This window comes from Streptomyces californicus (assembly GCF_000717645.1).
In the GTDB taxonomy this organism is placed as follows: Bacteria; Actinomycetota; Actinomycetes; order Streptomycetales; family Streptomycetaceae; genus Streptomyces; species Streptomyces californicus.
Map to the genome: position 1 here is coordinate 53894 of NZ_JNZZ01000005.1, position 14271 is coordinate 68164.

8 protein-coding genes are annotated in these 14271 nt (G+C 75.8%); 1 reads left to right on the forward strand and 7 read right to left on the reverse strand.

Annotated elements, in window-relative coordinates; translation table 11 throughout:
- Position 1: 1 nt before the first annotated feature.
- Both IF19_RS0108390 and IF19_RS0108395 read right to left on the reverse strand, forming a co-directional pair.
- Entirely contained in the window at positions 2–3286 is a 3285-nt protein-coding gene (locus IF19_RS0108390) for an FtsX-like permease family protein (protein WP_030277541.1), read from the reverse strand.
- 343 nt (positions 3287–3629) lie between these two features.
- Positions 3630–4034, reverse strand: coding sequence for a globin (locus IF19_RS0108395; protein WP_030116570.1), 405 nt, complete (start codon positions 4032–4034; stop codon positions 3630–3632).
- A 127-nt stretch (positions 4035–4161) separates the two neighbouring features.
- Between IF19_RS0108395 and IF19_RS0108400 the strand changes: the two genes are divergently transcribed.
- Positions 4162–5169: a methyltransferase domain-containing protein gene (locus IF19_RS0108400; protein WP_030116571.1), complete on the forward strand. Its 1008-nt coding sequence runs from the start codon at positions 4162–4164 to the stop codon at positions 5167–5169.
- Between the two features lie 100 nt (positions 5170–5269).
- Here the strand turns inward: IF19_RS0108400 and IF19_RS0108405 are convergent, their stop codons facing one another.
- The 5 genes from IF19_RS0108405 to IF19_RS0108430 all read right to left on the reverse strand — a co-directional run bounded on the left by IF19_RS0108405 (position 5270) and on the right by IF19_RS0108430 (position 14222).
- Positions 5270–6928 carry an FHA domain-containing protein gene (locus IF19_RS0108405; RefSeq protein WP_030121212.1) on the reverse strand — a complete coding sequence of 553 codons (1659 nt, stop codon included), beginning with the start codon at positions 6926–6928 and terminating at the stop codon, positions 5270–5272.
- A gap of 130 nt (positions 6929–7058) precedes the next feature.
- Entirely contained in the window at positions 7059–8408 is a 1350-nt protein-coding gene (locus IF19_RS0108410) for a vWA domain-containing protein (RefSeq protein ID WP_030116573.1), read from the reverse strand.
- A 17-nt stretch (positions 8409–8425) separates the two neighbouring features.
- Entirely contained in the window at positions 8426–10012 is a 1587-nt protein-coding gene (locus tag IF19_RS0108415) for a PP2C family protein-serine/threonine phosphatase (RefSeq protein WP_032748307.1), read from the reverse strand.
- Between the two features lie 2 nt (positions 10013–10014).
- Complete coding sequence (locus IF19_RS0108420; RefSeq protein WP_078580973.1) at positions 10015–12873, reverse strand: serine/threonine-protein kinase; 2859 nt, start codon at positions 12871–12873, stop codon at positions 10015–10017.
- On the reverse strand, positions 12870–14222 hold the full coding sequence (locus IF19_RS0108430; protein ID WP_030121217.1) for a hypothetical protein: 1353 nt from the start codon (positions 14220–14222) through the stop codon (positions 12870–12872). Before IF19_RS0108430 ends, IF19_RS0108420 begins: the two co-directional genes overlap by 4 nt.
- Between the last annotated feature and the right edge of the window lie 49 nt (positions 14223–14271).

A 14271-nucleotide genomic window follows, 5' to 3' on the forward strand; every position in this document is an offset into this window, starting at 1 on the left:
GTCAGTGATCCCCCTGGTGGCGCAGTGTGACCGCCGGGTCCCCGCGGCGCAGCGCCATCACCGCGACGATCACGAGGGGCAGGGCGGCGACCCCCGCCAGCAGCGCCGCGACCTGCCCGGCGGGCAGCTCGACCAGCACCGGTGGGACGGGCCGCCCGGCCTGCCCGGTCAGCACGATGAGCGGTACGACGGCCCGGGTCAGCACCGTGCCGATGCCGAGCCCGATCAACAGCGCGAGCGCGATCAGGACGCCCTGCTCGGCGGCGACCATGCGGGCCAGTTGACGGCGCGGGGCGCCGAGCGCCCGCAACACGCCCAGTTCGGCGGAGCGTTCGCGGCGGGAACCCGACGCGCTGACCGCGAAGCCGACCGCCGCCAGCGCGGCGGCGACCACCGCGACGGCCGGCAGCGCCGACTGCGGCCCGGCTCCCAGGGGATCGTCCACCAGCCGTTGGGCGGCCTCCGCGCGGACCAGGACCTGCGCCGGGTCGGTGTCCGGCAGGGCGCGCAGGGCGGCCGCCGTCTTCGCGGCGTCGCCCGGGGCCGTGCTCAGCCACCACTCGGTCGCCTCGATCGTGGCGGTCGGCCGGTGGGCCAGGACCTGGGTGACGGCCCTGAGGTCCACCAGCAGCGCCCCGCCGTCGCCCGCCGGGTCCTTCCCCTCGGACGGCTTGACCGTCCCGGTGGTCGGCAGCTGTCGCACGGACTCGGCCAGCGTCACGCGGACGGTGTTTCCGGCGAGGGTGATGTCGATCCCGTCGCCCAGCTTCGCGTTCGTGTTCCTGAGGTAGGCGTCCGTCGCCACCGCCTTGACGGCCGCGGCCTTCGGGCGGGCGGCCGTGATCCGCAGGGTGCCGGTCACCGGCTCCCAGGACTCCTCGTCGTCCACCCCGGTGTCGTACGTGAAGTCGGGGAGCCCCGACGTGCCGTTGCGCACCGGGCGGGCGCCGGGCCGGACCTCGGCCGCCTCCGTGAACGCCGTGGTCGCGTCCCAGCGCACCGCGCCTGAGGCGGCGACCGGGCGTTCGGCGCCGGATCCGGTGACCACCCGTACGTCGCTCATCGAGAGCCGCTGCTGCCGCGCCCGGTCCCACGGCGGGTCGGCGTCCACCTCGACGCCGGTCACGGCCAGGCCGCCGTTCGCCGACACCGGTACGGACACCGCGACGGGTCCGCCGTCCACGGGCACCGGGCCGGCCAGGGCGCGGTAGGGGAGGCCGTAGCGGTCCTCCAGGAGCACGGTGGCCACCGGCGGCTCCTCGTCCGGGTCCGCGGTCGCCCCCTTCGGCGCCACCGTGTCGATCCGGAGGTCCAGCTTCAGCCGGGTGGAGCCCTTCGGCAGGACGAGCCCGGGGCGCGGGGCCGGCTCGGGGGCGATGGTCTCGAACAGCCGGCGGGGGCTCGTGGCGGAGAGGTCGGCGCGCATCAGCATCCGCTCGTCCGCGTGGGCGGTGTCCAGGGCGACGATCTCGGCCATGCGCCCGCCGGCGACCTCCACGTCCGCCCGGTAGGCGGGGGCGGCCTGCCGTACGCCGGGCAGGGAGCTGTAGGCGCCGGCCGTCGCCGGACCGCTTCCGGTCCCGGCCGCCATCCGCACCGAGGCGCCGGAGGCGAAGTCGGCCTGGTCGGACTGCGAACGGTCCCACGAGGCGCTCTGCCCGATCGCCAGCATGCCCATCGCCACCGACAGGACCAGCAGCAGCACCGGGCCCGCGCCGCGCAGCGGGCGGCGGCTGAACTGCCAGCCCGCCAGGGCCGCGGGCAGCCCCCGGCCCTTGGCCGCGCGCCGCTCGGCGAGCCTCGCGGCGGGCGGCAGCAGCCGCAGGGTCAGGACCGTTCCGGCGAGCAGCGCCAGGGCGGGGGCGACCACCAGCAGCGGGTCGACCCCGAGGCCGCCGGCCTGGTCGCCGCTGATCGCCCCGCCGCCGGCCTGCCGGTCGAGCTGCCAGTACGCCACCGCCGCGATCAGGAGCAGCCCGATGTCCGCGCCCGCGCGCACCGGCCCGGGCAGCGCGGCGGCCCGGGTCCGGCGCCCGCCCGCACCGGCCGTGAGCGACGGGGCCACCACGGCGAGCGCGCACGCCAGAGCGACGCCCGCGGAGACCAGCCAGACGGTGCCGGTCGAGGACGCGCCGACCCGCAGCCCGATCCGGGACAGGTCGCCGCGGTCCGCCAGCAGCCCGGTCAGCGGGCCCGCGAGCAGGGGGGCGACGATCGCGGCGGGCACGGCGAGCAGCAGCGCCTCCAACGCGGCGAACGAGGTGATCCGGCCCCGCGAACCACCCCGGGCGCGCAGCAGTTCGCGCTCGCCGTCGCGCTCGGAGTTCAGCAGCCGGGCGACCAGCAGCAGGGCGTACGCGGCGAGCAGCACCAGCTGCACCGCGACGATCATCAGCGTCGAACGGGACACCAGGAGCGCCCGGTCGAGCTGGTCGAGCACGGTCGGCAGCGACGTCCGCACGGTGACGCCGGAGGAGAACACCGGGGCGGCGGAGAGCGCCTTCGGGGTGGCGGCCGACGCGTCGCGCAGCCCGTCGATGGAACCGGTGGTCAGGCCGGCGAAGTCGGCGGTCGCCAGCCAGGCGGTGTTCCCGCCGCTGAGGGCGCCGGAGGCCAGGACCGAGGGGTCGGTGAGCAGCGGGCCGTACGTCGTGAACGCGAGCTTGCGCACTCCGCGCCCGCCGAGCGGGTCGAGCTGCCAGTACGGGTCGGACGGGTCGACGGCCTCGTACACGCCGGTGACCAGGACCTTCTGCTTCTTGTCGCGCAGCCGGTCGGTGACGGTGAACCGTTCGCCCGGCTTCAGCTCCAGGGCCTCGGCGGCGACGGCGGGCAGCGCGACCTCGACGGGTCCGTCGCCGGAGGCCGCGGCGGGGGCCCTGCCGCCGGTGATCCGCAGCCGGGCGCGGTCGAGGGCGGCGAACTGGGTCAGGTCCGGCTCTCCGCGCCGGGCCGCCGGGTCCTGGAGCGTGCGGGGGAGGGCGTACGACCCGGAACTCTCCAGCTTCCCCACCGTGACGGGCAGCCCGTCGAAGGCGTCCCGGGAGGCCGCGCGGACGGTGTCGTCGGCCTCGGCGCGCTTCTCGTGCCCCACGGTGGCGGTGACGACGAGGGAGGCGGAGGCGGCAGACTTGTGGGTGAGTGTGTGACGCAGGGCCGCGTCGCCCACCGAGCCGGAGAAGGCGGTGAGCGCGGCCAGGACCGACGTGGTCAGCAGGACGGCGAGGAAGGCCGCGGAAAGCAGCAGGCGATGAGCCCGCACCCGCAGAAGGACGAAACCCGTCACCTGATCCCCCAGCCCCGGAAACACCGCGTACGCACGCCCCCCGGCGTACCGGCGATGCTTTCAGAGGTCACCGGGTTCCGGTAACCGCTTGCCGGTGCACCTTGATGCGATCGTGATCGTTATGCGGTGGCGGAGTGCCGAATTCCGGAGTCGTCCGGTCACGGAACGTTCACTCGTCACGCTGAGGTGGGGTCGGGAGCGCCGGGCGTGATCACCCCACGTTCCTGACCGGGGTCGGGTCTGACGCGGGGACCCGACCGGGGTCGTGATCGCGCCGCGGCGCCTGACCGGGACCGGACCGGGGCCGAGTCGTTCTGCGGGCGGGCCGGTCCCGGGGCGCCGGTCAGTCGACGGTGTTGATCATCGAGGCGGCGGCGTACGTCATGTAGTCCCACAACTGCCGTTCGTGCTCCGGCGCGAGCTCCAACTCGTCCACCGCGACCCGCATGTGGGAGAGCCAGGCGTCATGAGCGGCCCTGTCCACCCGGAAGGGGGCGTGCCGCATCCGCAGACGCGGGTGACCGCGGTGGTCGCTGTAGGTGCGCGGGCCGCCCCAGTACTGCATCAGGAAGAGCGCGAACCGTTCCTCGGCCGGGCCCAGATCCTTCTCCGGGTACATCGGCCGCAGCAGTTCGTCGCCCGCCACGCCCTCGTAGAAGCGGTGGACCAGGCGCCGGAAGGTCGCCTCGCCGCCGACCTGCTCGTAGAAGGTCTGCTCCTGAAGCGTGTCGCGCGGAATCTCAGTCACCCGTCCATGGTCGCAGACGCACCGGCCGAGGACGGCGGTCCTAGGACCGGGAGCGGGCGGACCGCACGGATTCGGCCCGCCCGCCCCGTCGTTCGCCGAAGCGGCCCCGGCGCAGGACAGTGGAGTCATGGGCGCACACCGGCACGGTCCCTCCTCGTCCGCCTCCGCACCCGACCCCGAGGCCGACGCGGCGCGGGCGGCCCTGGTGCGGGAGATCGCCGCCCGGGGCGCGTTCACCGACCCGGCCTGGCGCACCGCCTTCGCCGATGTGCCCCGCCACCTTTTCGTCCCGTTCTTCTACGTGCACGGGATCCGGGGCTACGAACGCCTCTGGGGCGAGGACCCCGACCCGGAACGGCGGTCCCGCTGGCTGCGCGGCGTGTACGCGGACGGGGCGCTGGCCACCCGCCTCCAGGACGGTGAACTCGTCTCGTCCTCCAGCCAGCCGTCCCTGATGGCCCTGATGCTCGACGCCCTCGACGTGGCGGACGGACACACGGTCCTGGAGATCGGCACCGGACCCGGCTACAACGCGGCCCTGCTCGCCCACCGGCTCGGCGGTCCGGCGGTGACCACCGTCGATCTGGACCCCGCGATCACGGACGCGGCCCGCGGTCACCTCACCGCGGCCGGATACCACCCGGCGGTGGTCACCGGCGACGGCGCGCGGGGCTGCCCGGGACGTGCCCCGTACGACCGGATCATCGCGACCTGCACCCTGCCGTCGGTGCCCCGTGCCTGGCCGGAACAGTGCCGTCCGGGGGCGCGGATCGTCGCGCCGCTCGCCACGGGGCTCGTCGCGCTGCAGGTCGGTGCGACGGCGCACGGTCCGCGCGCCGAGGGGCACTTCCTGCACACCCCGGCGTACTTCGTGCCCCTGCGCGGGGCGTATCCGGCCGCCGGCCCCCTCCCGCACCTCGGCGGGCTGCCGCGCCGGGTGGCCGGGGACGACCTCTTCCGGTTCCTGCTGACCCTGAGCGCGGGCGCGCTCGATCCGCACGAGGCCCTCTCCCTCTGGGAGCGCGAGGGGCGTCCGGAGCGGGAGAGGTACGGGGTCACGGTCGACCGGGGCCGCCAGTGGGCCTGGCTCGACGACCCGCGGGGCCCGTACACCTGGCCGCTCGCCGCCGACTGAGCGGGCGTGTGCCCGGTCGTGGAGGACCGGGCCGGGCACACCGCACGGGGAGGGGGCGGAGCGGCGCCGCCCGGCCCGACGGCCGGGGGCGCCGCGGCCCTCAGTCCCGGCGCAGGGTGATCGTCGTCCACGCCCCGACGTGCACCCGGTCGCCGTCCTGGAGGGGTACGGGGACGTAGGGCTGGATCGGGTCCTCGGCGCCGTTCAGCGTGGTCCCGTTGGTGGAGTTCTGGTCCACGACCGCCCAGTCGCCGTCGGGCTGCCGCACCAGCATCGCGTGCTGGTGCGAGACGCCCGGGTCCTCCGGGGGTACCGAGAGGTCGACGTCGGGGGACTCGCCGGTGCTCTGACGGCGACGCCCGATGGTGACCTGCTCGCCGCTGAGCGCGAGACGCTGCTCCGGGGAGTACGCGGGCAGGTTCAGGCCACTGGCCTCGGGCCCGCTGCGCTGCATCATCGCGAGAAAGTACTCGCGGTCCGGAGCGATCACGGCCGTCCAGGTGGCGGCCTGCCGCGGTCCGCCCTGGCCGGGCACCCCGGCGTGCTGCCGGCCGTCCTGGTCGTACCCCTGGTCCTGGCCCCGCGGCGCCTGGCCGTGTCCCGCGTACGGCTGGTCCTGGCCGCCGCGGTCGTACGGCTGGTCCTGGCCGCCGCGTTCCGGGTCGCCGCGGTCCGGGTTCCGCTGGTCCTGGCCGCCCGGGACGCCCGGGCCCTGCGGCCCATGGCCGGGGCCCTGCCCCTGGCCCTGGTGCGGGCCGGGCTGCTGGAACTGCTGGGGCGGCTGCGGGGGCTGCGCCTGGGAGGGCGGCGGCAGCATCCAGTCGTCATCGCCGTCCGGGTGTCCCGACGAGCGCGGCGGCGCGGGCGGCGCCGACTGCTGCTGCTGCGGGGGAGCGAAGGGCGAGGACTGCTGCGGTTCGAACGGCGAAGGGGCCGACGGGGCCGACTGTTCACGCGGTTCGAACGGTGAGGGAGCCGAAGGAGCCGACTGCTCGCGCGGCGGGTGCCCCTGCTGCTGGAACGAGGGCGGCGGAGGGCCCTGCTGGAACGAGGGCGGGGGCCCCTGCTGGAACGACGGAGGCGGAGGGCCGCCCTGGCCGCCGTTCCCCCGCGGGCCGTCCTGCTCGGGGCCGAGCGGTTCGGCGGGACGGTTCATCTGGGAGGGGCGCGACCCTTGGTAGTCGAACGGGTCGTGCGCCCGGGGCGCGCCGGAAGGCCCGCCCTGCCCACCGGGACCGGGCTGCCCAGGGCCACCGGGGCCAGGCTGTCCGGGCCCACCGGGCCCGTGCTGTCCACCGGGACCGTGCTGTCCGGGGCCACCGGGGCCAGGCTGTCCGGGGCCGCCCTGCCCACCGGGGCCAGGCTGCCCGTGGCCCGGCTGGCCACCCGGGCCGCCGGCGCCCGGCGACTGGAAGCCGGGCGGCAGGTTCAGACCGGCCGGCCGGCTGCCGGGCGTGCTGTGCTGCGGGGCCAGCGGGGTGTACGAGGTCGCCTTGTTGGTGAGGAAGTTCCAGCGGCACTCCTCGCAGAACGGCGCCATCGCCTCACGCGGCGTGCGGCACTGCGGGCAGAGCTCCGCCTGCATGGTGGGCGGGCCGTCACCGGCCCCCGGCTGCGGGTAGCCGTAACCGGGCGCGGGCGGCGGGGGAGGCGGCGGGGGCACGGCGCCCGAGGGCGCTCCACCCGGGGCCATGCGGTGTCCGCAGACCTCGCACCAGTCCTCGGAACCCGACTGGTGTCCGTTCGGGCAGGTCGGCATGTCGGCGCTTCCCCCTCTCCTCTTCCGGCCCCGAGGGCCGTCCTTGCCGTCGATCGCGGCGTCGTTGCTCAGCGAATGTGCCGGGCTGTTCGGTGGTGACGGTCGGTGGTCATCGGATGACCGGGCCGTGCTACTTCTTGACGCGAACGGTCTTGGTCGAGCGCGTTTCGAGAGTCATCTCGTCCGCTTCCGCGACCTTCGCCTTCAGTCGCACAGTACCGGTCGCGGCATCGACGACGTCGACCACCTTCGAGAGCAGTCGCGCGGTGTCCTGGTTCCCGGACGCCGACGCCAGCTGCACCGCGCGCCCCAGCTTGGCCGTCGCCCCGTCGAAATCACCCGACTTGCGCGCTTCCAGGCCCTGCTGGATGACCTGCGCCAGCTCCGCCTGGCCCGTGTAGTGCGCGACCTGCGGATTGATCGAGGTGGACGCCGCCATGTCGTCCGTCCACACGGCCCGTACGAGCCCCTGCGACAGGGTCTGCGGGGCGCCCGCGCCCGAGGGGTCGGGCAGGATCAGGGAGACCCGGGCCGCCAGCATCTCCTGGCCGATCCCGGCCTGCGGCACCCGTACGCACACGTGGTAGTCGCGCGACTCGTCGCCCCACGAACCGGTCGGGTAGTCCCCGGCCCGGGGCCCCGCCTCGGTGCGCCGCCCGGTCAGGTCCGCCACGCTCGGCGCGACCTGCTTCACGAACCGGATCTCCACCCCCACGGGCGTCCAGAGCCGCAGCGCCACGTCCGCGACCTCCTTGCCCATGACGTTCTCCATCATCCGCGTGAAGTCGTCGGCCAGGCCCGAGGGGTCGGCGACGATGTCGGCGGTGCCGAGGAGCGCGGAGGCGATGCCGGTGACCTCCTTCACCTCCCAGTCGGTCCCCACCCCGCGGGCGTCGCAGGTGAACCGGCCCGCGCAGGACTCCAGCGCCGCCCGCAGGTCCTCGGGCGCCTCGTGCTCGTTGCGGCCGTCGGTCAGCAGGACGCCGTGCCGGATGCCCGCGTCGGCCGGGCCCAGCAGCCGGTCGGCCAGCCGCAGCCAGGTGCCGATCGCGGTGCCGCCGCCCGCGCTCAGTCCGCGCAGGGCGTCCTTGGCCAGGGCCTTCGTGTGCGCGTCGGCGACCGCGAGCCGTCCGCCGCCGGGGTAGACCTCCCGGGCCACGTGGGTCCCGGCGACCACCGCGAACAGCGTGCCCTCGCGCAGGGTGTCGATGGCGGCGGCCGTCGCGTCGCGCGCGTTGCGCATCTTCGTCGGGGGGTAGTCCATCGAGCCCGAGCAGTCGACCATCAGCACGACGGCCGCGCCCGGCCCCGTCCCGTACGCGGGCCCCGAGCCCGCCAGGGGTATCCCGCCGGTGGTGCCGCCGCCGGTCGAGGTGACGGTCACGATGGCGTTGACCTCACGGCCGCCCTCGGGCAGGAACGCGTTCTGGTACACCTCGACGGAGAACTGCGGCACGTTCGACTTGGAGAAGTTGGCCATGGTCGACTCCTTGAGGTTCAAACGGATTCGCGGGCCGATCCTGCCCCGTCCGGTCCTACGGCGAACGGCAGCAGCGCCACCGTCACGTTGTCGTGGCCCCCGCCGTCGAGGGCGTGGCCGACGAGCACCTGGGCGGCGTGCAGCGGACGCTCCTGCGCGTCGGCCGGGACGGCGGCGGCCATCTCCTCGCCGGACTCCGCGTAGTTCCACAGGCCGTCCGTGCACACGACCACCAGGCCCGGCCGGTCCGGCTTGAACGCGGCCGTGTGCGGCTCCAGTTCGTACGCGTCGGCGCCGAGCCAGCCGGTGATGGCGTGGGCCCGGTCGTCCGCGTACGCCTCCGCCTCGTTCATCAGGCCTGCCGCCACCATCTGCGCGGCCCACGAATCGTCCTCGGTGAGCCGGGCGGTGGGCCGGGTCCGGTCCTCGGGCACCCAGTAGACGCGGCTGTCGCCGACCCAGCCGACGATCAGCAGACCGCCCGCCACGACCGCGCCGACCAGGGTGCAGGCCGGGGCGTTCTGGTGGCGGTGGGCGTCGTGCCCCATCGCCCCGGCCGGCTCCTGTGCCAGGGCGTTGACCGCCTCGGACGCAGCGACGATCGCCTCGTGCATCGCCTGCTGCGGATGCGTACCGCGCGGCAGGGCCGCCAGCAGCGCCTCGTTCGCCGCGGTCGCGGCGGCGGCCGACGCCTCGTCGGGGCGGCTCGCCGACGAGACGCCGTCGCAGACGATCGCGACGACGGCCGGCGAACCGTCCGGCAGCGCGGTCGAGGAGACCGCGAAGGAGTCCTCGTTGCGGTGGTGGCGCAGCCCCCGGTCGCTGACGGCGGCCACCGTGTCGAGCTCCTGCTCCATGTGGTCGCGCTCACGGGGCTGGGCGTGCCCGCAGTTCTCGCAGTAGCCGTCGGGGTCCACCCGGCCGGAGCGGCACGCCACGCAGACCTTCTCCCCGGCGGCCGGGGCGGCGGGCGCGTGCTCCGCCGTACGGGGGTCGGGGGCGGCCAGCGGGAAGTCACCGGAGTCCGGATCGCCGCCGGGCTCCGCCGCACCGTCCGGGGCGGCGCCCGCGACCGCGGCCGCCCGGTCGCCCGTCGTCCGCGCGGCCCCGCCGGCGTCCGCCGCGGCGCCGGTGGCCGTACCGCCTCCCGGTGCCGCCCGGTGGTCGTGCCGGACGCGGACGGCGCCCGCCTCCTCGTGCGCCGGCCCGCCCGGCGCGGCCCCGGCGCCCCCGCCGGACTCCGCCCCCGGTCCCGTCAGCGGCCTGCCGTCCGAATCCGTCCCCGGCACGTCCGCCGGGCTGTGCACGGGCGCGGGCACGTCCGAGCTGTCGGTCTCCGCGGCGGCCGGCCACCGTACCGCCCCGCCCTCCACCGCCCCGGCGCGCGGTGCGCCCGCGTCCGGTGTCCCGGCGTCTCCCGGCCCGGCCTCCGCCGCCTGCCCGGCCGGGGGCACCGCGACGGCCATCGTGGGCCGGTCGCCGGGGCCGGTCGGCACGGCCGAGAGGTCGTGGCCGCACGCCCCGCAGAAGCGGTCGCCCGCGTCCAGCGGCTCCTCGCAGCCGGGGCACGTCGGCAGGGCGGGCTGCTGGTGGCTCTGAGACATCTTCACACCCACGTCCGGGGGCGGAAACGGTTGGCCCGCTCCACCAGTTCGATCCTCTCGTCGCCCTGCTGCGCGAGCCGGGCGAGCATGCGGTACGAGCGTTCGAGACCGAACCGCAGTCCCCGCTCGTCCAGTTCGGCGCCGAGCAGCTTCGGTGCGCCGCCCGGCGTACCGGCGGCCGGTACGTCCGGCCCCTGGACACCGGGACTACCGGAGAGTACCCAGTCCAGCGCCTTGCCCAGTACCTCGGTCGACAACTGCTCGTGGCGCACCGGGTCCAGTCCGAAGGCGGCCAGCGCCGTCACCTGCTCCCCGGCGGCCCTCAGGTCGGCCCGCAGCGGCTCGTGGGGCGAACGCTCGCGCAACCGCGCCCGTACGGTGGCCACCCGCGCGGCCGTGTAGTGGATCGACGCCTCCGGCACGGACTCCAGGGTCGCGACCGCCGCACCCCGCTCACCGGCCGCGATCTGCACCCGGGCCAGGCCGAACGCCGCGCTGACGAAGCCCGGATCGGTCGTCCACACCAGGCGGTAGTACTCGGCGGCGTTGTCCAGCTGACCCAGCACCTCCGCGCAGATCCCGAGGGCCAGCTTGGGCGCCGTCTCCCCGGGGAACGCGTCGTAGACCGCGTCGAAGGAGAGCGCCGCCGACTCGTGGTCGCCGGTCACCAGCGAGGTGATCCCGCGATACCAGACCACCCGCCAGTCGTCGGGGTGTTCACCCTCCAGAGTGGACAGCGCGCGGGAGGCCGCGTCCTGCTCCCGCATCTCCAGCCGGGCCCGCAGCTCCCGCAGCCGGGTCTCCAGCGAGGGCGCCGGGACCGTGTGCAGGGCGGCGATCAGCTCGGCGGGGGCGGAGGCCATCAGCCCGGCCAGGAAACCCGCGTTCGGGTCCGTCGCGTCGACGCGGGGGACCGGCAGCGCCAACGAGGCGGCCCGGGCGTCGAACAGCGCGAGCCGCACGCCCCCGGCGGTCCTCCCGGCGGAGCCGTACGGACCGGCCGGCCCGGCGTACGGTCCCGCCGCCGGCCCCGGGACCGGCTCGGCCGCCCGGGGCCCCGGAAGCGGGGCGTGCGCCGGAGACCCCGAAGCGGGAGCGTGCGCCGGGGGAGGGTACGGGAGCGGGGCCCCGCCGCCCGGGGCGGAACCCCGTACGTGCGTCGCCTCCACCGCCAGCGGAGCCGCCCCCGGGCCGGACGAAGGACTCCCCGCCGGCCCGTGCGGCCGCGCCCCCACCGGCAGCGCGCCGGCCACCGCCGACGCCACGGCGCCCGGCGCGACCGGCCGCGCCGGGTCGGCGAGGTGACCGGCGGTGCCGGACGCCGTACGGCGACCGCCGCGGCGGCGGCCCGGCAGCCCCCGCGACGCACCGGTGTCCCGGCCGCCCAGCGACGATACGTCGCCCGTCTGCGGGGCGAACAACTCGGTGTCGACCACGCGCGGTTCCGCGCCGAACAGGGTCGACAGCGCCGGACGCGGCCGGCCGGACCGCAGCGCCACGACCTCCCGCAGCACCCCCGTCAACTGCTCGGCCATCTCCGCCGCCGAGGCGAAACGGCGCTCCGGATCCGGGTCGGTGGCCCGCACCAGCAGCCGGTAGAACGACTCGTAGGTGCGGAACACCTCGATCGTGTCCGGGTCCGGCAGGGCGTCCACGTACACGTTCGTGTAGCCCTGGAAGTCGAACGTGAGGATCGCCAGCGTCCGCGCCACCGTGTACAGGTCGGAGGCGACCGACGGACCCAGCTCCGCGACCTCGGGGGCCTGGTAGCCCACCGTGCCGTAGATCGCCGACTCGTCGTCGTCCATCCGGCGCACCGCGCCCATGTCGATCAGCTTGAGCTGGTCCTCGCTCTGGATCGCGTTGTCGACCTTGAAGTCGCAGTACAGGAGGTTGCGCCCGTGCAGATGGCCCAGCGCCTCCAGCGCCTCGATCCCGTACGCGCACGCCTGGTCCACCGGCAGCGGATCGCGCTTCCCGGCCGGGGTGCGGCGCTCGTTGGCGATCTCCTTGAGGGACTTGCCGCCGACGTACTCCATGACGATGTAGCCGTCCAGCGAACCCGTCCGCTGGTCCAGGTGCTCGACGAAGTTGTAGATCCGCACGATGTTGGCGTGCTCGATCTCGGCGAGGAAGCGGCGCTCGGAGATCGCGGCGGCCATCGCGTCCTGGTCGCCGGTGTCCAGCAGGCCCTTGAGGACCACCCAGCGGTCCGACACCGCCCGGTCCACCGCCAGATACACCCAGCCGAGCCCGCCGTGCGCCAGGCAGCCCACCACCTCGTACTGGCCGTGCACGATGTCACCGCTGTTCAGCTTCGGCACGAAGGAGTAGGGGTGCCCGCACTTGGTGCAGAACCCCTCGGTCCGCCCCGGCCGCTCGCCGCGCGCCCGGCCCACCGGCGCCCCGCAGTCGGAACGGGAGCAGAACCGCTTCCGCTCCGGCACCTCCGGACGCTCCATCACCGCCGTGCGCGGATCGTGCCGGGGCACGTCCGGCACCTGGACCAGCCCGGCGCCGAGCCGCCCCCGGGCCGACGCGGTCGAGGACGAGCCCGAGGAACGCACCGAGACCGAACGGGAGGTGGACGCCCCGGACAGCGAGCGCGACAGCCGGCCGGAGACCGAACGGCGCGAGGTCGAGGACCGCGACGAGGCGCGGGCGGAGGCACGGGAGGCCGACCGCTGCGAGGAACTGTCCCTCCCGCCCCTCCCGCCCCCGGCGATCCCGGTGGGCGGCGAGGAGACCATGCCCGTCGGCGAGACGACCGGGGCCAGACCGCAGGTGTCGCAGTACAGCTCACCGCCGCCCATGTCCTCGTAGGACCCCTCGCACGAGGGGCGCTGGCACCGCGTACTCATCGTGTCTCCCCCAGTCCGCCCGTGCCCCGGCGGTCCTCCGGCTCCTCGGACGGGCGCGGCGTCAGCGCCTCCGCGACCGCGTGCTGGTAGCGCAGGACGGCCTGCTCGGCGGCGCGCAGATCGCACGGCGCGCTCCACAGCATGCGGCGCGCCGCGTCGTACCGCTCGATCAGCACCAGATCCTCCGCCAGCCCGTGCCGGGCCGCCTTCGCCTTGTACGCGTCCAGCCGGCCGCGCAGCTCCGCGCGGACCGCCAGCGGAGCCGTGACCGAGGTCAGCGACTCGCGGGCGCGCAGCAGTTCGTCCTCGGCCTCCTGCTCCAGCGCCTCCAGCAGCGGGGAGAGCCGGTGCCACCGGGCGTGCCGGCGGTGGTCCGACGCGGCCGCCAGCCGCTCCTGGAGGGCGGTCGGCGGCCCGCTCACCGCGGGCACCTCGGACGCGGCGATCTTGGCCAGCACCTCGCCGCGCGCCGCACGCGCCTCCGTCAGGGTCCGGTCGGCCCGCGAGAGCACGTCCCGCAGCCGCACCAGGCGCGCCTCCGCGTCCTGCCGCACCGCGAGGACCGCCTCGATCTCCCGCCGTACGTCCTCCAGCGCGCGGGCCGCCCGGTCGTAGCGCGAGGTGTCGGGACGGCCGCCGCCCGGCGCGGCGCTCCCCGGACCCGGCAGCCAGAACGCCAGCGGGTCGGAGACCACCTGCACCCGCAGCGTCGTCAGCTCCTCGGTGATCTCCGCCAGGTCGTCCCCGGACGGATGCTCACCGGGCCGCACCCCCACGGAGTGCGCCAGCGAACGCGTCCGGTGCAGTTCGGCCGCGAGCAGGTCGATCCGGGCGGGCAGCGCCGACCAGACCGCGTCGGAGGCGACGACCATGTCCAGCGACCTGGCGTACAGCTCGTTCATCCGGGCCACCAGCTCCTGGAGCGAGAACCGCTCGGAGAGCCGGGCGGGGCCCGCCTCAGGCGGCGGCACCGACGCCCCCGGGTTGGCGACGGTGACCGCCTCGCCGCACAGCAGCTCGGTGAGCGCGACCAGGTCCTCCCGGTTCGGGTGGCGGCGGCGCGCACGGATCTCCCGGGCCTCGGCCAGCGCTCCCGCGTACGCGTCGAAGTACCCCCACAGCAGGGTGATCGCCCGCTCGGTCGTGGCCCAGCGCTCCCGGGTGACGCCGGTCAGCTCGGCGCCCTCCAGCAGTCTGCGGCCGGCATGGTCCTGGAGCGCGAGGAGCGAGGTCTCGATCGCCTCGTGCTCCGCGCCGAGCCGGGCCAGTGCCCGGTCCGCCTCCTCCCGGTCCAGGACCGGGCCGGGGGGCTTCCCCGCGAAGCCGGGGAAGGATCCCGCGACGCCCATCGATCACCTCTCCGCTCTCCCCGCCGGGCCGGTCGGCCCGGCGGGATCG

What these genes read in the sequence shown, in the direction of transcription:
- IF19_RS0108415 (WP_032748307.1), bottom strand. Translation starts at nt 10,012, where the DNA reads ATGTCTCAGAGCCACCAGCAGCCCGCCCTGCCGACGTGCCCCGGCTGC.
- IF19_RS0108400 (WP_030116571.1), top strand. Translation starts at nt 4,162, where the DNA reads ATGGGCGCACACCGGCACGGTCCCTCCTCGTCCGCCTCCGCACCCGAC.
- IF19_RS0108405 (WP_030121212.1), bottom strand. Translation starts at nt 6,928, where the DNA reads ATGCCGACCTGCCCGAACGGACACCAGTCGGGTTCCGAGGACTGGTGC.
- IF19_RS0108430 (WP_030121217.1), bottom strand. Translation starts at nt 14,222, where the DNA reads ATGGGCGTCGCGGGATCCTTCCCCGGCTTCGCGGGGAAGCCCCCCGGC.
- IF19_RS0108420 (WP_078580973.1), bottom strand. Translation starts at nt 12,873, where the DNA reads ATGAGTACGCGGTGCCAGCGCCCCTCGTGCGAGGGGTCCTACGAGGAC.
- IF19_RS0108410 (WP_030116573.1), bottom strand. Translation starts at nt 8,408, where the DNA reads ATGGCCAACTTCTCCAAGTCGAACGTGCCGCAGTTCTCCGTCGAGGTG.